10 protein-coding genes are annotated in these 19,638 nt (G+C 58.2%); 2 read left to right on the forward strand and 8 right to left on the reverse strand.

Annotated elements, in window-relative coordinates:
* Position 1: 1 nt before the first annotated feature.
* Positions 2 to 1,609, reverse strand: a complete 1,608-nt coding sequence (locus M017_RS0109765; RefSeq protein ID WP_031497675.1) for a carboxypeptidase regulatory-like domain-containing protein — start codon at positions 1,607 to 1,609, stop codon at positions 2 to 4.
* Between the two features lie 40 nt (positions 1,610 to 1,649).
* A complete protein-coding gene (locus M017_RS0109770; RefSeq protein ID WP_051669777.1) occupies positions 1,650 to 3,032 on the reverse strand; it encodes a putative oxidoreductase C-terminal domain-containing protein in 1,383 nt (460 codons plus the stop codon).
* A 114-nt stretch (positions 3,033 to 3,146) separates the two neighbouring features.
* Here M017_RS0109770 and M017_RS0109775 point away from each other — a divergent pair, with 114 nt between their 5' ends.
* Positions 3,147 to 4,520: a glycosyltransferase family 39 protein gene (locus M017_RS0109775; protein WP_031497677.1), complete on the forward strand. Its 1,374-nt coding sequence runs from the start codon at positions 3,147 to 3,149 to the stop codon at positions 4,518 to 4,520.
* An 11-nt stretch (positions 4,521 to 4,531) separates the two neighbouring features.
* Here M017_RS0109775 and M017_RS0109780 read toward each other — a convergent pair whose 3' ends face one another.
* The gene (locus tag M017_RS0109780) at positions 4,532 to 7,969 is read right to left on the reverse strand and encodes an outer membrane beta-barrel protein (protein ID WP_080507612.1); all 3,438 of its coding nucleotides are present in this window, start codon (positions 7,967 to 7,969) and stop codon (positions 4,532 to 4,534) included.
* A gap of 229 nt (positions 7,970 to 8,198) precedes the next feature.
* On the opposite strand from M017_RS0109780, the gene smc reads away from it, so the two are divergent.
* Positions 8,199 to 11,897, forward strand: a complete 3,699-nt coding sequence (gene smc, locus M017_RS0109785) for a chromosome segregation protein SMC (RefSeq protein WP_080507613.1) — start codon at positions 8,199 to 8,201, stop codon at positions 11,895 to 11,897.
* 124 nt (positions 11,898 to 12,021) lie between these two features.
* On the opposite strand, the gene M017_RS0109790 is transcribed toward smc, so the two are convergent.
* The 5 genes from M017_RS0109790 to M017_RS0109810 form a co-directional block, all read right to left on the reverse strand.
* The gene (locus tag M017_RS0109790) at positions 12,022 to 13,578 is read right to left on the reverse strand and encodes a DHA2 family efflux MFS transporter permease subunit (protein WP_031497680.1); all 1,557 of its coding nucleotides are present in this window, start codon (positions 13,576 to 13,578) and stop codon (positions 12,022 to 12,024) included.
* Between the two features lie 9 nt (positions 13,579 to 13,587).
* Entirely contained in the window at positions 13,588 to 14,784 is a 1,197-nt protein-coding gene (locus M017_RS0109795; RefSeq protein ID WP_051669779.1) for an HlyD family secretion protein, read from the reverse strand.
* A gap of 13 nt (positions 14,785 to 14,797) precedes the next feature.
* Complete coding sequence (locus M017_RS0109800; protein WP_155121336.1) at positions 14,798 to 16,309, reverse strand: TolC family protein; 1,512 nt, start codon at positions 16,307 to 16,309, stop codon at positions 14,798 to 14,800.
* A gap of 96 nt (positions 16,310 to 16,405) precedes the next feature.
* Complete coding sequence (locus tag M017_RS0109805; protein ID WP_031497683.1) at positions 16,406 to 18,433, reverse strand: sigma 54-interacting transcriptional regulator; 2,028 nt, start codon at positions 18,431 to 18,433, stop codon at positions 16,406 to 16,408.
* 5 nt (positions 18,434 to 18,438) lie between these two features.
* Positions 18,439 to 19,638, reverse strand: coding sequence for a beta-ketoacyl-[acyl-carrier-protein] synthase family protein (locus M017_RS0109810; protein WP_031497684.1), 1,200 nt, complete (start codon positions 19,636 to 19,638; stop codon positions 18,439 to 18,441).

The following is a 19,638-nucleotide window of genomic DNA, read 5'->3' on the forward strand; positions in this document are numbered from 1 at the left end:
TTCAGTTCCTTCGGATCAAGCTCAGCTTGAGTGCTGCCTGGTCCCCATCCTTCACGCGAATCAGTTGTGAGGAGTCGAGGTACTGCTGCAGGGAGAATCCGTTCTCGAATGCTTCCGGTTCCAGTTGGTCGAAGGCGTACACCCGGTAGGCGCCGGGCGCCAAGCTTGTGACTCGGAATTTCCCCTCGGCATCGGTCTTTGTGCTGATGGGAGTTGTCTGAGCGGGCGGGTCGATCCGTGCTACGACGACGGTGGCCGGGGTCTGGTCGCCGCTCTCCGGCTTCTCCATTTCACCCGATACACTTGCGCCCGCACTACTCAGGACAATCTGGAGATCTTGGCTGGGATTGCCATGTAACTCAAATGCAGTGTCGAGTACATTGCGGTTCCCCAACTGAGCTGACTTTACATAGAGCTCCGGTGGGAGATCGGGGAAGCTGAGGCGCATCAGGCCCCCGGGCAGCTCTGCCAGAAGACAGGCGCCGCCTTCGCTCCAAGTGGCGCGAATCGAGAATAAGTCGGGCCGGGACTCCGCGTGGATGCGGATGGCGATCTGCCGGAATCGCTCTGGCTTTGGGCCTTCTACTTTCACCTGACAAGAGAGCTGCAACATCGGCTGCGGCGTCAGGTTGATTTCTTTGCTTTCCCCGGGAGCGACTTCGATCTGCGTGAAACTCATCTGCTTCTCGCCCCCGTTCTCATAGTGAGCAGAAACAAGATAGGAACCAGGACCGAGGTTAAACGGCATGAGCTCCCCGGTCGAACTGGCTCTCGCGCTGAACTGAAAGGCGAGGGGCCATGGAGATAGGGAGCGAAATCTCACTTGAATTTGGGAAGTCCCTACGGGACGATCGGCCAGGATCACTTTCCCCTTCACTTGGCCTGCCAAGGCGCTGACGAGTGTGAGGTTCACATTGCTTCGTCTGGCGCCTGCAGCCAGTTCTACCCTCTCGCCTTGTTCGTCGCCACAACCCGGCGGATAGACGGCAGGCAGGTTGAGCATCACCTGTTTCGAGTTCATAAAAACCATTCCGTAGCTCTGCATCGGACTCTGATTGGCGACGAGACAAAATCTTCCTGGCTGGGAAACCGGAATCCGGAAACTGCCGATTGCGTCTGATTGCACCATGCCTTCCTGGAGGGCCTGCAACTTACCGTCTCGATGGATCATGCGATAGAGGGTAATGGGGATATCGTGACTTGGGGAGCCATCCGAGCCCTGTATGTTTCCTTCAATCAAAGAACTCATTGGGAGGGGGATGATAAGGTCTTCTCGCTTGGACCCCTCGGCGAGCTTGAGATAAGTTCCTTTGGCCCCCGCCACTCTTGTGCCATAGGCGAGAGTCTGGTAGCCACGCCTCTCCGCCTGCAGTTGATAGACGCCAGCGGGAAGAGCCTCAAATCGGAATGCTCCCTCGGAGTCCGTGATCGCGATGGCAGTGGCGGGCCTTGGTCCTTCGAGGTTCAAGGTGAGGGCGGCTTTGGGGATGGGATTGCCGTTCTGTACATCGACGACTTTCCCACTGATTTCCCCGGTGCCCACCAGTTGCGCGGCAACCTGAGACCAACTGAAAAGAACCAAAACACCTGCAATCTGGGCCGATGTCATTGCAACAGTATAATGCTTTGACTTACTCAAGGCGAGGCGCTTATGGGTTGTGTTGCCGCCCGAGCTCCACACCTTTTGTCGTGACAAAGTACTTCGCCAACATATAGCCGCGCTCCCAGGCGGGCATCGTAGTTGCGTCTTTCATGTAAGAGAAAAAATGACGGGCTACTTGAGCGAAGTGGTCTTCATGCCCAACCCGGAATACAGCCGGAATCTCGATCCGGGCTTCCTTCTCATTGTGTGACGCTCGGAGGCCGGGCCAGCGGGATTGGAGGCCGGCAACTGCGCGGTCAAGAGCCGCAAACACTTCGGCTCGATGGGCTGCAACGGGGACGACATAGAGTTCCGGAATTGAATGCTCTGTCGCCCTCTGGCGGAGTTCTACATTCGCCTTCGTGCCGCGGAAGATGGCTTCATAGACATCGCCGGTTCCGGGTGCTGCTTCCCACTTCCACAAGACGTCGAGCTTCACATGGACACCGCGTAACGTGTACGCAATGTAGTTGTTGCAGTAATAATGGAGGACGCCGTTTTGGGTTTGTTCTGCAAGTGAGGCTGGAAATTCTTTTGCGCCGGTGACCTGTTCAAACTGCGCTTTCGTGATGGGTACTGCTTCCCTCTTGCCGGACAGCATCTTGATGTCTTGCTTGTAGTCGAGAACCTGATCGGGAAACAAAGTCCACTGGATGAGGTCGACGGGATGGGTGCCGACATCGGCGAGACCTTCGCCATACTCTTCAACATCAAAGAACCAGGTGGGACGCCGGAGAGGAAGTCCCGCCACTGTTTTCATGATGTGATGCACGCTGAATGCCTTCACGCCGGGGTTTTCGGCGTCGCCTGGCACTTGCCGGCCGAAGACTGCAGGAAGATTGACGAGCACTCGCTGGAGTTGTGAGGTGACCTCGTAGCGTTCCGTCATGATGTCGTAGGCGGCGAGACCCTTCTGGCTGGCGCGGTCGAGAGCCTGCTCCAACTGCGGCATCTGGCTGGCATCGATGATCCAGGGCTTGTCGGCCAGCACATGGAGACCAGCAGAGAGCGAATCGAGAACGCGGCCAATTTTCGCTCGATTCTTACCAGAGAAGACAACCAGATCGCCGGCCTTGTCGCGTAACATGGCGCCGAAGGAATCGGCCGCTGTGTGGATGTCGAGCTGCCACGTGGTTGGGTTTACAGGTCTGTTGTTGAACAGCGAGATCCGGTTGAGATAGTCCAGCAACTCGGGACCAAGCGGCGCATAGACGCTGACCTGCGGATGCAGCTCCGGATACATCTCCTTCTGTAAGAGGCTCGCGTGAAAGTGTCCGGGATCGAGAACGATCAGACGCGCAGGCGATTGGCTGGAGAGATTCTGTACAGCCATCAGCGCCACCAGCAGAAAACGGGAAAGTCGCGGAGCATCATGCATCAATTTGATCATGGCCCATTGGTGGCGCTATTTTGTGATGTCGTCCCTGTTCTTTTGGAACTTACCCCGTGGCCATAGTGCCGAACAGAAGAATCTTGATAGCATTGCAGGGCAATAGCTACGCCCATGAGCGAAACGAACGATGAGTCGCGGTCTTGGATTGCGCAAGTTCCCCTGCAAGTTTACGGTGGCTTGCTTGCCTACTTTGCGGTGCTGTTCTGCTTACTGGACTTGCAGACCTTGTGGCTGGATGAACTGCTGCAGTTGCTTGGGACTCATTCCGGTACCTTTGAGCATGTGGATGTGATTACCCGGACCGGAGTGGCCAGCGTGCCGCTGGGCTGGATGCCGCAGTTGCTGGCGATTCGCATCCTGGGCTACTCGGTGGAGGTGGCTCGCCTGCCATCGGTGCTTTTTAGTGTGGCGCTTGGCTTCACCGTGTATCTGACGGCGAGAGAGCTGCGGATACGCTACCCACTCCTCGCCACCTCGATCCTCTTATTGCTTCCCCTTCAGTTCCGTTATGCCATCGAGGCCCGCCCGTATCTGCAAGCGCTGTTTCTTAGTGCGCTCGCCAGCTACCTTTTCTTGCGGATCCTGAGATCGGCATCTCTTTCTTGGTACTTTGCATATCTCCTGGTCTTGATCGCCGGCCTCTATTCGCAGCCCTTCACCATCTTCACTGCGTGCTCCCATGTGGCCTGGCTTTTGCTGTGGTGTCGGAATCCGAAGCTGCTGGTGCAGATCGGTGGCGCTGTTCTCCTCGCGCTCCTCTCCTTTCTGCCCTGGTACTTGTATGCCTCGCCAATGTGGCAGAAAGTGATCCAGGCGGAAGGGTTTCATCTGTCGGTGTCGGCGAAGATCCCGTTGATGATTCTGCGGGAGTTGACCGGTGCTGGCTATCTGGGCGCGCTGTGTCTGATTGGACTGGCAGGCTATGGCCTCAGGCAAGGCGCGATGCGGCTTGAGTTCCGGCGGCTCCTGCTTGTATCCTCAATCCTGCCAATCTTCTGTGTGGTGAGTGTCGATGCGACGTTCAGCTATTTTCTCGCGATCCGGCAGATGAGCTTCATTCTTCCGCCGCTGGTCTTGCTGGCAGCAGAAGGCCTGAGCGGAATTCTCCAGTCGCCGAGGCGTAAGTTGGGTCTGGCGTTGTTGGGTCTGCTGCTTCTGATCTTTATGATTGCCAATGTCCAATGGCTTCGAAAGCCGCGAGAGAATTGGGCGCTCGCCGCCGCAACCATGCACCAATCGCAAGTGGAGCATGCTGCTTGTACGGTGGCGGTTCCAGCCACCACACTTCCCGTCTATGCTCTCTTTGAGGCGAGCCTGTTGGAGCGCGCTTGCACGCCAGACCGCGTACCGGCTGGGAATGTGGTCCTGGCCACATCACCTTATGCGTCGGAGACAGACAAGAAGAATGTGCAGCCGATGCTGAGCGGAAAGCGAGTTGTTTCCACCCACACTACTGGCATGAGTACGATCCAGGTATTCCGCTAAGTTCTACGGCTCTACCAGCGGAGCCGCAGTGCGAGCTGGTAGGCTCTGGGCAGATTGGATGCACTCGTAATCTTGCCGAAGTTTCCGCTGGTGGGGGAAAGCTCTGGACCATTGAAGATGGTGTGATTGAAGGCATTGAAGGACTCCACTCGCAATTGCACGGTGAAGCGCTCGACGATGCGGATGTTCTTGATCATGCTGAGGTCGATGTTGTTGACCTTGTCGGCACGGTAGGCTGGAAACGATTGCGGGAAAGTGCGGATGTTGCGATCCAACTGCGCTGCTGCGGCTGTTTCAAAGCGTGTCGTGTCAAAGGCTTTGCTGAGGCCACGAGCATTCCACTGCAGGTCGCCGCCGTAATGAATCACATTTCCAAATTCAACTGGTGAGCCGCTCTGGATGCTGTAGATCGTATTGAACTGCCAACCGCTGATGACACGATCGACGAAGCCATTTACACTACTGGCAAATGTTTTGCCTTTGCCGAAGGGAAGCTCGTAACTGCCGCTGAAGACGAAGCGATGCGGCCGGTCTTCATTGGCAACGCGATATGCCATCTTCGAGTCGCCAAAGTTCAGGCGTGAAGTTGCTTCCATAAACTTTGACCATTGGTAATTGGCGAGGAACTGTAGGCCGCTCGAGAAGCGTTTCTCATAGCGAGTTTGCAGCATGTGGAAGTTGGAGTAGCCGCTCAGTCTTCCATCGAGAGCAACGCCGCCATCTCCGCTGTATTGGGGATAGGCGCGCAGAATGTTTTCCTGATTGATCGTGCTGCCGTTGAGTGAAGTATTGGGCAACAGATTCCGGAACGGGTTTGCGATGGGCGTTGTGAGTAAGGTGATTCGCGCCGGATCGCGCAGCGGACTTGTGCTGAGGTACTGGTTGGGCACGAAGTTCAGATAGGGCGCATTCGAGCTGGCCAATCGGTTTTCCGCGATGCGAATGGCCGAGCTGCCCATGTATCCGATTTCAAAGACCGAGTTCTGGCCGACACTCTTTTGCACATTGAAGCTCCAGCGCCAGGTTTGTGGATTGCCGAGCTTCCTCTCCACATACTGGATGCTCTGGCCTAAGAAAGTATCAAGGCCTTGGCGATTGCCGACCGGCTGTAGGATGCCGCTGGGGAAGGGATCGGCCAAGGTGGCGATGGGATTCAGGTAGACACCCCCTGAGGCAGAGACGAGATCGGTTTGGCGGCTGAAGCCGGGCTGCTGGATTCCGAAGGTGCCGAAGGTACCGATATAGAGGCCAACTCCTCCGCGCACAACCAACCCTTTCAGGCTGCCCGGTTGCCAGCTGAAGCCAAAGCGGGGGGAGAATCCGTATCGATAGGGATCGTAGATTGTGTTCTTGCCTGGCTGGGCGAAATAGACTCCGCCCCGTGCGGTAAAGGCGGATGGGGGCAAGAGTGCACTCGGACTGGCTGCGTAGTTGGCGACTGCGGCATCCGTGACGCTGTTCTTGGCATTCGGATCAAAGCCAGCGATGGTGCGATTGAATCGCTCGGTTGTGCCTGTCTCTGCTTCGTAACGAAGACCGATGTTGAAGGTCAGGTTCTTGCGGGCCCGCCAATCGTCCTGGACGAAGAAAGCATAGTAGTAGGCCTGGTTTGTGCGGCTCGCATTGACTTGATAGTTTCCCCCTGTGGGGAGGCCGAGCAGTAAGGCTGCCATGTCCTGACCGATCTTTGCGGCGGCAGCGTTGGAGGCCTGCTTGGTCCAATCGGCATTGAATACAAAGTTGCCGCTCGAGTTTCCAAAGCTGTTGGAACTCTCGATCTGCTTCCGGATATCGCCGCCGAACTTGACCGTATGTGTGTTGAGGATCTTGGTGACATTCTCGAAGATCTGATAGGTGTCAAAGGGCGTGACGTCGCCACCATTCGTTCCATAGCTTGTGAAGTTGGCGAAGCTGATATTCGGGAAGACGAGCTTCGTACTGTTGGCTTTGATGTAAGCAGGCAGGCCGAGTGTGGTGGGGTCGAAACCGGCACTTGGCTTGCTGTTGCCTTCATTAAAGCGATTCCAGTTCATGCGCGTGTTGAATAGCAGCGTGGGTGTGGCGGTGTAGACATCGTCGAGCAGCGCACCCCAGTTGATACGCGCCAGGTAGTTGCCACTGATGATGTTGTTGTAGCGATTGCCGCGGTTCTCGATGCGGTCATTGTTCCTCATGTTGAAGAACAGCTTGTGCCGGTCGCTGATGTTCCAGTCGAAGCGGCCCAGGTAGCTGGTGAAGTTATCGCTGCGCACTGCGTTGTCAAAGCGGTTGTTTTCGCCAATATTGCTCCCCGCGGCGTTGGGCGTGGGGGAGTAGCTCAGAATCTTGGTTGCAATGGGACTGATGCGGTCTGTCGGGATGAGATTGCCTGGGAAGGGCTGCCGGGTGATGACGGAACCATTGAGAACGCCGGTATTCGGATCGTAGATCGTGATGCCCTGGGGCAGTAGCGCGCTGAAGTCGCCCTTCTTCTGCGCATCGGTCGCGACGGTGGAAAAAGTGGGCTCGGGCTCGCTCTGCTTGATTCCCTCGTAGGTAAAGAAGAAGAACAGCCGGTTGCGGCCATTCACGATTTTTGGAATCCAGATGGGGCCGCCGATGGATCCGCCGTACTGGTTAAAGCGCGTCGTCGGCTTCTTCTGGTTTGCCGCGTTGGTAAAGAATGGAGTCGCTTTCAGGGCGGAGACCTGGTTGAACTCGTAAAGCGTGCCATGGAAGGTATTCGTGCCGCCTTTCATGACGACGTTCACGGTACCGCCTCCCGTATTGCCGTAAGCGGCGTCGGGCTGGAAGGCTTCCACCTTCACCTCGGAGACCGCGTCCACCGGAGGGTTGTAGGCGACGCGCCGGTTGCGGGTCATATCGGGCGCACCGTCGAGCAAGAGCTCATTCGACTGTGCCTGGCCGCCGCCCATTGAGATTCCGGCGGGCCCGCCATTGTCAAAAGGGCGCGTAAAGCGTGGGTCGCTTGCGGGCGTGACCCCATAGGCAAGCTGGGCCAAGGTGAGCGCGGTGCGGCCATTCATTGGCATGGTCTCAATCTGATTCGAGGAGATCACCTGGCCGACGCTCGCTGTTGCCGTGGACAACAAGCTGACATCGGCAGTGATGGTGACGGATTCGCCCTGGCTCCCCACCTGCAACACTACATCCTGGGAGAGGCGCTGGTTGGTGCTGATCTGGATCCCGCTTTGGCTGTACTTCTTGAATCCATCTGCGTCCACACTTAACCGGTAAGGGCCGGGGGCGAGGAAGGGAAGACTGTACTCGCCTTCCTGGCTGGTCGTTGCTTCTGACTTTGCCCCGGTATTGGTTTCTATCGCCACGACTTTGGCCCCTGGAATGGAAGCGCCGGAGGGATCGGTAACGCGGCCGGACAACGTAGAGCGGAACTCCTGGGCCGCTAGCGATAGGCAGAAAAGGAGGGACAACGCAACAAAGCGCAACATAGGTCGGCATCTTATATCAACTTGTCAAAAATAGTTCCAGCTAAATGCGAAACATTTTTTGTGCCACAACAGATTGGGGTGTCAGCTTTCATGCCGCGACATATGGATGCCTCCTTTACTTCTTGCTCATCTTGTTCTAGACTTCAATTGTCTCCCCCGACTTGGATCGCACTCTTCTTCCTGAAGATTACGGTCCTTGACTTCCTATTCTTGCGAGGAGACTACTCCATTGCTCAAACTGAAACGGCTCGAATTGCAGGGCTTCAAGTCCTTCTGCGATCGAACGGAGATGCGCTTCCCCGGCGAAGGCGTAGCTGCGATCGTGGGTCCAAATGGCTGCGGCAAATCGAATCTGAGTGACGCCATCAGCTGGGTATTGGGCGAGCAATCGGCCAAAAGCTTGCGCGGTGGCCGCATGGAAGACGTCATCTTCGCGGGCACCAGGGACCGCAAACCGCTCGGCATGGCCAGTGTCACCATGACCATGGTGGACCCCGATGGTTCCTATCTCGAGAAAGTTCTGCCCAGCGAGAAGCCGGAGAATGTCGATCCGGAAGCTCCTCCCAAGCCCAAAACTTCACGTGAAATCACCATCACTCGCCGTCTTTACCGTTCGGGCGACAGCGAATACTTGATCGATGGCAAGCTGGCCCGCCTGCGCGACATCCAGGATGTCTTCATGGGCTCCGGTCTGGGACCAGAAAGCTACGCGATCATCGAGCAGGGCCGCATCGGGCAAATTCTCTCGAATAAACCGATGGACCGGCGTTCGATCATTGAAGAAGCCGCCGGCATTACGAAATTTAAGACCCGTCGCCGTTTGGCCGAGAGCCGTTTGGAGAGCGCCCGTCAGAATCTGAATCGCGTTTTCGACATTCTCGAAGAAGTGGGCCGGCAGGTGAACAGCTTGAAGCGCCAGGCCGCCAAAGCAAAGCGCTATGACGAGTTGAAGACTGAGCTCGATACGCACATCAAGCTCGTGCTCTCCAATCGATTCCGTTACCTTGAGCGCGAGGCGACCAAGGTCGCTCTCGAGCTAAACGAATCGACCAACGCCTACACCGAACTGGCAACCAATCTATCGACCAAAGATGCGGACCAGCAGAAGTTGCAGGCTCGTTTTTATGAGATCGAATCTGCTCTCACGGCCTCGCGTAAGCAGCTTGCCGAACTGCGTCTTGAAGCCGAGCGTACGCGTGGGCGGTTGGGAAGCCAGTCGCAGCAGATCGCCAATATTGACCAGCGCCTGACCCAGAACGAAGGCGAAGTGACTTCGCTCGAAGCCCGCCTGACGGAGCTGAAAACCGAGTTTGAAGCGGCGCAGAAAGAGAGCGCCGAGCTCGAGCAGCAGGCTGTCCAGCTTCGCGCCCAGGTTGCGGAAAAGACCAGCCAGCGCGACACGATGTCGCAACAGCTCCGCGAACGCTCGAGCCAGTTGGAACGCAATCGCCAGCAGGTGTTCAGCCTTCTGGGCGAAGTGAATCGTCTGCGGAACCAGCTGACGCAGGTGGAAACGCAGCAGCAGGGCGTGACGAAGAACACTGAGCGCTCCACTCGCGAAGAAACCGAAGCGCAGGCAGAATCGGAACGTCTCGAACTGGTGCGCGCCGAACTCAGCGAGAAGCTGAACGCCCGCCAGATGACCCTCGAAGGGCTGGCCGACCGGCGCAAGTACATCGAAACCGAATTGAACACGCGCCGGCAGGAAGTGAACGACACGCGTCGCCAGCAGGACATTCTGCGCACCGAGACTTCCCGTCTGAAGGCCCGCCGCGATTCGCTCGAAGACATCATCAACCATCGCAGCTACACCACCGATTCGGTGAAGAAACTCTTCACCGCCATTGGTAAGGGACAGGCCACTGGCTTGAAGCCGATGGGCGTACTCGCCGACTTCATCGAAGTGGATGCTTCCTATGAAAAGGCGGCCGAAGAGTTTCTGGTCGAAGAGCTGGAATACGTGGTGGTCGAGCAGTGGAATGACGCCCAGCGCGGCATCACGCTGATGAAGCAGGACCTCGAAGGCCGCGCAACTTTCCTTGTGCATCCCGCTCCCGAAGCGAACTTCAGCCGCGGCCGTGTGCAGGAGCCGCCCGTCGGTCCTGAGACTGGCATCGTCGGCCGTCTGAGCGATGTGCTCAAGATGACTAACGGCTTCAAGTACGCGCCTGCGGAGTTGCTGCCCCGCGTTACCCGCTGCTTCCTCGCGCAGGATCATCAGGCCGCACAGCGCCTGGCGCTGCAATATCCGGATGTCTATTTCCTGCTGCCCGATGGCGTTTGCTATCACGGCTATGCGGTGACGGGTGGTAAGAAGAGCTCCAGTGGTCCGCTCGCGCTGAAGCGCGAATTGAAGGAGCTCAACGCCCAGCATCATGTGAAGCAACTGGAGCTCGAGCAGAGCAACACGCGCCTGCAGCAGTTGGAAGGCGAGCAGACGGCTCTTGCCGCCGATCTCGAAAAGCTGAGGCAGGAGCAACAGCAGGAAGAGAAGGGCGCGCTCGTTCTCGATCAGGAACAGCGCCAGTTGGCGACCGATCTGCAACGCTCAGCCCGCTTCCTGTCCAATGCCCGCGTCGAACTGGACCGCTTGGCCAATGAGGCCAAGCGCCTAGCCGCGTTGCGCGAGACTCTTGAAACCGGCAGCGCCGAAAAGGATGCCGCACGGGTGGCCCTCGAAGCTGCTCTGGAAGCAGAACGCGGTGCGCTTGTGGAATTGCAGCAGCAGTTCAACAGCATGAACGAAGAGCACTCGACGCTCCGTGCCCAACTGGCCAGCGTCGACGAGCGTCTGCGCAGCGCGAACGGCGCCGTACAACGTCTGAATAATTCGTTGATCGAACAGGGCCGCCGCCGCGAGTACCTGTCTTCTGAGATGGAGCGCCTCGGCGTCAATCGAGCGCAGTTGTTGAACGACAACATCGAGCTCGATGCGAAGGCGACTTCTCTTGCCGCCAGCATTGAAACCGCTGGTGTCGAAGTGACGAATCTGACCAAGTCAGAAGAAGAGATTCGCGCCCAGCTTGCTGCCTTGGAAGAGGACTTGCGCGGGTTGCGGCAGAACGCAGCCGTTCTTTCCGACAAGCGGCAGCAGGCCGAAGTTGAACTCGTGCGCAAGCAGAGCGACATGAAGCATCTCGAGGAGATGTGCCAGAAGGAACTGGGCATGGCCGTCGCCGAACTTGCTGCCGGTGACGAAGCGGTGCTCGATGAAACGCAGCTCGCGGAAGCCGAAGAAAAGTACACCGAAGTGCGCCGCAAGATCGAAGCGCTGGGCCCGGTCAACCCGGATGCACTCGCCGAATTCGAAGAGTCCCAGCAGCGCTATGACTTCTTGAACGCGCAGCGGCAGGATCTTCTCGATTCGATCCGCGATACCGAAAAGGCGATCCAGGAAATCGACACGGAATCAAAGAAGCGCTTCCAGGAAGCCTTCGACAAGATCAACGAGTATTTCCGTGGCACCTACCAGATTCTGTTCAGCGGCGGCTCTGGTGAGATGCGTCTCACCGACCCAACGAACGTCAATGAGAGCGGTATCGACATCATCGCCTCGCCCCCGGGCAAGCGGCTGCAGAACGTGCTGCTGCTGAGCGGTGGCGAGCGCGCCATGACCGCCATGGCCCTGCTGATGGCCATCTTCAAGTTCCAGCCCAGTCCGTTCTGCGTCCTCGACGAAGTCGATGCGCCGCTCGACGAGGCGAACATCATTCGCCTCACCAAGCTGGTCAAGGAGATGTCGAACAACACCCAGTTCATCTTCATCACCCACGCCAAGCGCACCATGGAGGCTTCGTCCAGCATGTACGGAGTGACCATGCAGGAGCCCGGCGTCTCGAAGCTGGTGAGCGTCAAGTTTAACGGTGGTGCGGACCGTCCGTCCACCCCGATTCCACCCCCCAGCCAGGACATGGCCGTTACGGCGTAGTTTGTCGGGCGGAGACACACTGCCCCAGTAACGACATCCCTGGTCTCCTTTCGGAGCAGCTTAAGCAGTTTCAAACGGCCTTTGAAGGCATCTTGCAAAAGATGCCCTCAAAGGCCGAAGCTGTTTAGTGCGCGGAGGTGGAAACGGCGCCCTTGATCTTCTTGGTCGATAACAGGATCGGAATTGTCAGCAAGCTGATTACGCCCAGTGCAAAGAAGGTTTCACTGAACGAAAGCAGGCTGGCTTGCTGACCGAGCAGATTGCCAATGAGGCCTCGCGCCTTCTCCACGGCATCGGCCGGTGTGTAGCCTTTTAAGACCAGCAACTGTTTGGCTTGCTCCAACCAACTGATGTACTGCGGGTCAGAGGGCGTGAGGTGGCTCACCAGTTGAGTCTGGTGCACTTGAGAGCGATTCGACAGCATCGCGGTGACGAGCGAAATGCCAAAGCTGGCCCCCAGGTTGCGGCTGAGATTCACCAAGCCTGTGGCAGAGTTCACCTTGTCCCGATCCACTTGCCCGAAGGCCATCGCATTGATTGGAACAAAGAGCATGGCGAGGCCCACGCCTTGTAACAGGCGCAGTTTGACCAGGGTGCCCATGTCGGCGCCGAGGTTCAATTGCGACATCTTGTACATTGCCGCGGCGTTCACCATCATGCCGACCATGGCCAGATACTTCGGCTGCACCACTCCCATCACCTTGCCCACAATCGGAATGATCACGATGACGATCAACGCGCCCGGCGAAAGCAGATAGCCCGCCAGGGTGGCCGTGTAGCCCATCAGTTGCTGTGTGTACATCGGCAGCAGCACGCTGCTGCCGTACAGAACGAAGCCAAGGGCGAACATCGCGAGATTGGCCATGAAGAAAGATCGATTGCGCAGAAGCGAGATGTCCACCACCGGGTTCACATGGAACCATTCGACGACAAAGAACAGGATGATGGCGACGACGCTGACAAAGCTCATCCAGAAAATAAAGGAGGACTGGAACCAGCCTTCGTTCTGTCCCTTATCCAACACCACTTGCAGGAAGCCGATGCCCACCGCGAGCAACCCCAAACCCCAACCGTCGATCTTCATCTCGCTCAACTTCTTGCGCACCATGGTCGGAGGATCTTCCACTAGTTTCCAGGTCATGTAGGAGGCAAGAACACCGACCGGCACATTGATGAAGAAGATCCAGCGCCAGCTCCAGTTATCGGTGATGATGCCACCGAGGGAGGGCCCCAGCGCAGGGGCGCAAACGACGGTCATGCCATAGAAGGCCATTGCCATATTGCGTTTTTCGGGCGGGAAGCTATCCTGCAGAATCGCTTGTGAGCTGGGCTGCAGGCCGCCACCGCCGAGGCCTTGAATGATTCTCATGATGATCAGCACCGTGAGGCTGGGCGCAAAGCCGCAGAGCAGGGAACTGACGGTAAAGATGGCCGCACCCATCAGGTAAAAGTTCTTGCGGCCCATCAGCATGTAGAACCATCCGGCGAGCGGCAGGACGATCGCGTTTGAGACCAGATAGGAGGTGAGCACCCAGGTGCTTTCATCGACACCGGCGGAGAGGTCGCCGGCAATGTGCCGCAATGCGACGTTGACGATGGTGCCATCCAGAATTTCCATGAAGGTCACCATCGAGACCGTCAGGGCGATCAACCAGGGATTGACTTTCGGGGCTTCGTGCATGGGGTCTCTTTAACGTGTGAACACCGTTGCGACGACGTTGGTGCCCACGGGGAAGGTGCCCGCCTGCGCCCCATCAATGAGGATCTTGACCGGGACGCGCTGCACTACTTTGACAAAGTTGCCGGTGGCATTCTCAGGAGGCAGCAAGCTGGTTCGTGCGCCGGTGGCTCCCGCGATCGAATCCACCTTGCCCTCATACTTCTTGCCGTTCACGTCGAGCTCGATCTCGGCGCGTTGCCCGGGCTTGATATCGCGCAGTTGGCTTTCCTTATAATTCGCCGTGACCCAGATTTCATTCATCGGGATCAGCGTCAACATCGTTTGGCCCGGGCTGACAAACATTCCGACTTCGATGTTCTTCTTGGTGACCACGCCGTCCGCCGGGGCGACGATCTCGGCATAGCTGAGCTGCAACTCCATCGCCGCAAGATTCGCCCGGGCGGCCGCGACATTGGCTTGGCTGGCTCCGCTATCGGCAATGCGGACGGCCACTTGCCGCTCGCCTGCCTTGGCCTGCTGCACTTGCGCCTTGGCTTGCTCAATGCGGGCCTGCGTGGCGGCCAGTTGGCTGTGGGCGATGTCCGCCCCCTTCTGTGCGCTTTCGACGCGATCAAGGGCCGCCTTCAAGTCGCTTTCGGCCATCCGGGCGGCGGCGACATAGCTGTCATATTGCAGGCGGGAGATCTCTTCCTTGTCGACGAGTTCCTTCATGCGGCGCAGATCCGCCTGCGCCCGCTCCTGGGCGGCGCGTTTGGTTTCGGCATTGGCCCGGGCAAAGCTGATCTCGGCTTGTCTGGCCTGCTCAAGGCCGGCCTTGGCGCGTTCAAAATCAGCCTGATTGCTCGCGAGTGCGGCCTGTGCGTTGGCCAACTGGCTGGCGGTGGTTTCCGCGGTGAGGGGAACATTCGCTTGCGCACCCCGCAGTTGACTCTCGGCCTGCAACAGCGCGGCGCGGGCCTGCTCTACTTTCACGCGCTGATCGCTGCTTTCAATACGTGCAATCACGTCGCCTTTCTTGACCTGCTGGTTGTCGCGTACCAGGACATCGGTCAGATAGCCACTGATTTTCGGAGCGATATTCACCAGGCGCCCGTCGATCTGGGCGTCGTCTGTCTTCTCTTTCCCTTGGCCGTTCAGATAAACCGCCCCTGCTGTTACAGCTGCTACCAGCAACACGCCCGAGACGATCAAAGTTTTCTTTTCCATTCTCAATTCGCTCCTATTTGGTAAACGCCGCTTCCATGCGGCCCATCGCTCGTGCAATATCAGCGCGCGCGACGCCTACGCGGTAGAGCGCTTCAATCTGGCTTTCGGTCGCACGGGCGAGCGAATCCTGCGCTGTGACCACTTCAATGTTGTTAGTGACCCCAGCCTGAAACCGGTCTCGCGATTGCTCCACTTCTTGCCGGGCGAGCGTGAGTCCAAGATTGGCGACATCCACCTCGTCTTGTGCGGCGCGATATTGCTCCCGCGCCGTCTTCACTTCATATGCCACCTGGTTCTTCATCTCCACCACGTTCCGCTCCAGCTTTTCGGTTTCGATTTTGGCTTTCGCAATCTCCGCCCCGATCCTGCCGCCGGTGTAGATCGGCACGCTCACGGTGCCGCCAATCTGGTATGCCGGAATCATGCGGTTGTAGGCGGTGCCCTGCTGGCCATAGGTGCCGTCGAAACGCACTGTCGGCAGCCGTTCGCGCTTCGCCGCCGTCTCTTCCAACTGTTGGGCCTTGATGCGGCTGGCCAGGGATTTCAACTCTGGCCGTTGCGACCAGGCGAGGCTCACCTCGGCTTCTTCCGTCTTGTCCTGGCGCGAGTTGAAGAAGCTCTGCGCGTCGGCCAGCTCCACGGAGTTGCCTTCCTCAATGCTTAGCAGCTTTGCCAGGCCAAAGAGGGTGACTCGCAACTGCGTTTGTTGCACGATCAGGTTTTGCTTTTCCACTTGCAGCTTCTGGTTGGCGCGCAAGGTGTCGAGTCCGGTGCCGACGCCTGCCTGCTGCAGGTTCTGGGCCTGCTTGTACAGTGCGTCGGCAAGGTCTCTGCGCGAGACAGCGGCATCGACCGCAGCCGCTTGGCGCAGTGCGGACAGATACTGTCCCACCACCAGCGCGGTGGTTTGCTCACGGACTCCCAACTCATTCATTGCCGAAGTTTCGCGACCCTGCTTTGCCGCTTTCCAGCGATTCAACAGGGTGAGATCGAAAATCGGCATCCCGAAGCGCGGTCCGACATTGATCACTTGGAAGGGGCCGATGTGGCCTGGCAAACCGGGGAGCGAGAAGCCGATGCTCGCCTCAACACTACCCCGCTGCACCAGATGGCTGAGATCCATGCTCACTTGCGGCAGTAGCGCGCTCTTGCCAATCCGCGCATCCTGTTCGGCAACAGCGCGATTCAAGTTCGCCACCTGTACGCCTGGGTTCTGCTTCAGAGCGATGCGGACGGCTTCCTCAAGCGTGAGTTTGAGCGGCTCGGCCGGAAGCGTCATTCGGATCGCGAGCAACGCCAGCAGCACCCGAGCGCCTCTCGACTTCAATAGCTCCAAGAGGTATCGCCCGGCCAGATCGATGTACTGCAACTGTCCGGTGCGAATCTCGAGCGGTGGCGATTCCCGGCTGGCGACGGATTCCAGTTCTTCCACCCAGGGTCCGCTGAGTTTTCCGATCAACTCCAACTTTGTCCCGTCAGGACCGTGTTCGATCTCGATCTTCATCATCACTAGGACAATGGGCAATCCAAACACCGATCCCAAAAACGTTTGCAATCAGCACGATAGCGAGAATGTGTCGAGAATGAAGTGTCGAAATATCGACGAAAGTCGAAATATCGACTATTGCCGGGTGCGATGGATGCCGAGCTTGTCCATCCGCGAGATCAGGGTGGTGCGTTTCAGTCCGAGGATTTCGGCCGCCCCGGCCTTGCCGCCCACCCGTCCGCCACAGCGTTCGAGGGCTGCCAGAATTGCTTCCCGCTCCAGATCGTCCAAGGTCTTTGCCAGGCCATTCAGCAGCGTAACTTCCCGCAGATCGTCTAGATTGACGCGGAGTGTGTCGGCACGGCTCAGCAGTACACTGCGCTCGATGAGGTTCTGCAGTTCCCGGATATTGCCAGGCCAGGTGTAGCGCTCTAAGGCTTCCATCGTGTGCGAGGGGATGGTCGTAATCGCTTTGGACAGTCTGCGGCTATATTCACGAACGAAGTGACGAACCAGCAGCGGAATGTCCGCGGCGCGCTCTCGTAAGGGCGGAACCTCAATGGGGAAGATGTTCAGGCGGTAAAACAGATCGAGCCGGAATTGTTTCGCATCGACCATGGCTTTGAGATCGCGATTCGTTGCCGCCACCAGACGGACATCGCTGCGCAGGGTCCTGGCTGAACCCAGCCGTTCGTACTCCTTCTCCTGGAGGACGCGCAGGAGTTTCGGTTGTACTTCGAGGCTCACTTCTCCGATCTCGTCGAGGAATATGGTGCCACCATCGGCCAACTCAAAGCGGCCCACCTTGGTCTGGATCGCGCCGGTGAAGGATCCTCGCTCATGTCCAAACAGTTCGCTTTCAATGAGTCCTGCCGGCATCGCGGCGCAGTTGAGCTTGACGAAGGTGCGGGACGCCCGCTGGCTGCGATCATGGATGGCGCGAGCAATGAGTTCCTTCCCGGTTCCGGACTCACCAAGAATCAGGACCGTGGAATCGGTAGGGGCCACGATCTCCACTTTCTGCAGAACATGGCGAATTGCTGGACTTTGGCCGATAATCTCGTCAAAAGGATGCGCTGTTTTGATCTCCTCGGCGAGATAAAGCTTCTCCCGTTCGAGTTTTGCATTCCATTCGGCGATGCGCGCATAGGCGAGCGCGTTCTCAACCGCAATCGCGATTTGCCCGGCGGCCGCCACGAGTAAATCTAAGGCTTCCGCCTGGAATGCTTTGGGTTTCCGGCTGCCCAGATTAATCGTGCCAATCTTGCCGTGACCGGTAGTGAGCGGAATCACGCATACGGTTTCAAAGCCCTCACGGGTGAGCACTTGGGTGCTGGGGCTTGTCAGCGTGCGGATCTGCTCTCCGGTATAGAGCTTCATTTCACCACTGGTAAAGGCCTCGCCCGCGGCGGAACCAATCAGCGGAATCCTGCTACCTGTTGCCTGTGCCAGTTCTCCGGCGGATTCCGGATAATCAATGACGGTTGGAATGAGTGCCTGTTGCTCTTGGTTCCAGAGGGTGAGGCAGAAGTAGCTTTGCTCGAGATGAGGCCGCATGATCGTTGCAATCGCATTGAGGAGCGGGGCCAATTCGAGCTGGCTGGCGATTGCGTTATTGAGGTCGAGCACCATCCGCAATCGATTGCGCTCCATCTGCAACTTCTCATGGGCCAGCGCGTTCTCGACGGCTACGGCAATGGGACGAGCGGCGAGTTCCAGAAACTCCCGGTCCTCTTCACTGAAGGCATTGGGGATGCGCTGGCCCAGGCCCAGAGCGCCGATGACTCCGCGCTCGGTAATCAGGGGCAGCAGCAGGGTAGACTCAATCCGGTCTGCCTCCAGCACATCGCGCATGCGTGAGGGAGGCACATCGGAACGGCAAGGCCAATAGACGGCCCGGCGTGTTTCGATCACCGCCCGGCCCGGGCTGAGCGAAAGGGGAAAGGTCTCACCGATCGGCACATGATGCGCCTCCTCGGTATCGATCAAACGAAGATGCACGGTGTCGTTTGCCTCGTCATAGATCGTCAGCATGACGTACTCGGTCCAGACCATGCGGCGCAGGATGAGACGGAGATCTTGGAACAGGCGAATGAGCTCACTGCGCTCAGCAACCGCCCTGCTGAGCTCCGTCAATGCCTCGTATCGTGCGAGCGGGTCCATGGTGGTCAGGCGCGAGCTCGAAAGGCAAGCACGGCGTTGAGTCCTCCGAAGGCGAAAGAGTTGGAAAGTGCGGCCTCGGCGGAACAAGGCCGGGCCAGGTTGGGAATCATGTCGATGTCACACTCCGCATCTTTGCTTTCAAAGCCAAGCGTTGGAGGCAGCATGCCGCGCCGCAGGGCCTCAATGGTTGCGACGGCCTCCAGTGCGCCTGCCGCGCCGAGCGCATGGCCGTGCATCGATTTGGTGGAAGAGACCGGGAGTTTATGCAGGTGCGTGGCAAAAACCATCCCTAAGGCGGCGCATTCTGCAGGATCGTTTGCCTGGGTTCCGGTGCCGTGGGCATTGACATAGCCAATGGTTTCAGCATCCATCTGCGCATCGCGAAGCGCCATGCGCATGGCTGCCGCTGCGCCTTCCGGCTTGGGCTGCGTGATGTGGTGTGCGTCGGCCGACATGCCGAAGCCTGCCACCTCACCGAGGATTTTAGCTCCTCGTGCGCGCGCGTGCTCTTCGCTCTCGAGCAGCAGCATGCCTGCGCCCTCGCCAAGACTCATGCCCCTACGGTCTTTGGAGAAGGGGCGGCAGACATCAGGCGACACCACCCGCATGGCTTCCCAGGCCTTCAGCAGCCCAAACACAAAGGGCGACTCGCTTCCTCCGGTGAGTGCAACCTCCACCACTCCATTGCGCACCAGCCACATGGCCTGTCCGATGGCGTGGTTTGCGGACGAGCAGGCGGTGGAAAGGGTGAACACGGGCCCTAGAACACCGTGCTCCATGGCGATCAGGCTGGCTGCCGCATTCGCCATCACTTTCGGGATGGTCATCGGGTGAACGCGCGATTTGCTTTCGCGATAAACGTCCCAGTAGCCGGCATCTTCCATGTGCTTGCCGCCCACACAGCAACCGGTGACGATCGCCGCATCCGGTGGCAAGGGCAATTGCGCCTGGTCGATTGCCTCCTGTGCGGCCAGCAGCGCGAACTGCGCGTTGCGGTCCGCCAGGAGCAGATGCTCCTTTTTCATGTGGGCTTCGGGCTGAAAACTGCTGAATTCTGCGCCTGTGGTGATCTTCAACTGACTGGTATCGAGACTTTGCAGCGGAAGAATGCCGCAGGCATTTCGAGTGAAGTTACTCCACAGAAGGTCGACGCCGATCCCAAACGCAGAAACCGCACCGAGCCCCGTTACCACCACGCGACGCAT

This window comes from Bryobacter aggregatus MPL3 (assembly GCF_000702445.1).
GTDB lineage: Bacteria > Acidobacteriota > Terriglobia > Bryobacterales > Bryobacteraceae > Bryobacter > Bryobacter aggregatus.

What these genes read in the sequence shown, in the direction of transcription:
- M017_RS0109765 (WP_031497675.1), bottom strand. Translation starts at nt 1,609, where the DNA reads ATGACATCGGCCCAGATTGCAGGTGTTTTGGTTCTTTTCAGTTGGTCT.
- M017_RS0109770 (WP_051669777.1), bottom strand. Translation starts at nt 3,032, where the DNA reads ATGATCAAATTGATGCATGATGCTCCGCGACTTTCCCGTTTTCTGCTG.
- M017_RS0109775 (WP_031497677.1), top strand. Translation starts at nt 3,147, where the DNA reads ATGAGCGAAACGAACGATGAGTCGCGGTCTTGGATTGCGCAAGTTCCC.
- M017_RS0109780 (WP_080507612.1), bottom strand. Translation starts at nt 7,969, where the DNA reads ATGTTGCGCTTTGTTGCGTTGTCCCTCCTTTTCTGCCTATCGCTAGCG.
- M017_RS0109790 (WP_031497680.1), bottom strand. Translation starts at nt 13,578, where the DNA reads ATGCACGAAGCCCCGAAAGTCAATCCCTGGTTGATCGCCCTGACGGTC.
- M017_RS0109795 (WP_051669779.1), bottom strand. Translation starts at nt 14,784, where the DNA reads ATGGAAAAGAAAACTTTGATCGTCTCGGGCGTGTTGCTGGTAGCAGCT.
- M017_RS0109805 (WP_031497683.1), bottom strand. Translation starts at nt 18,433, where the DNA reads ATGGACCCGCTCGCACGATACGAGGCATTGACGGAGCTCAGCAGGGCG.
- M017_RS0109810 (WP_031497684.1), bottom strand. Translation starts at nt 19,638, where the DNA reads ATGCGTCGCGTGGTGGTAACGGGGCTCGGTGCGGTTTCTGCGTTTGGG.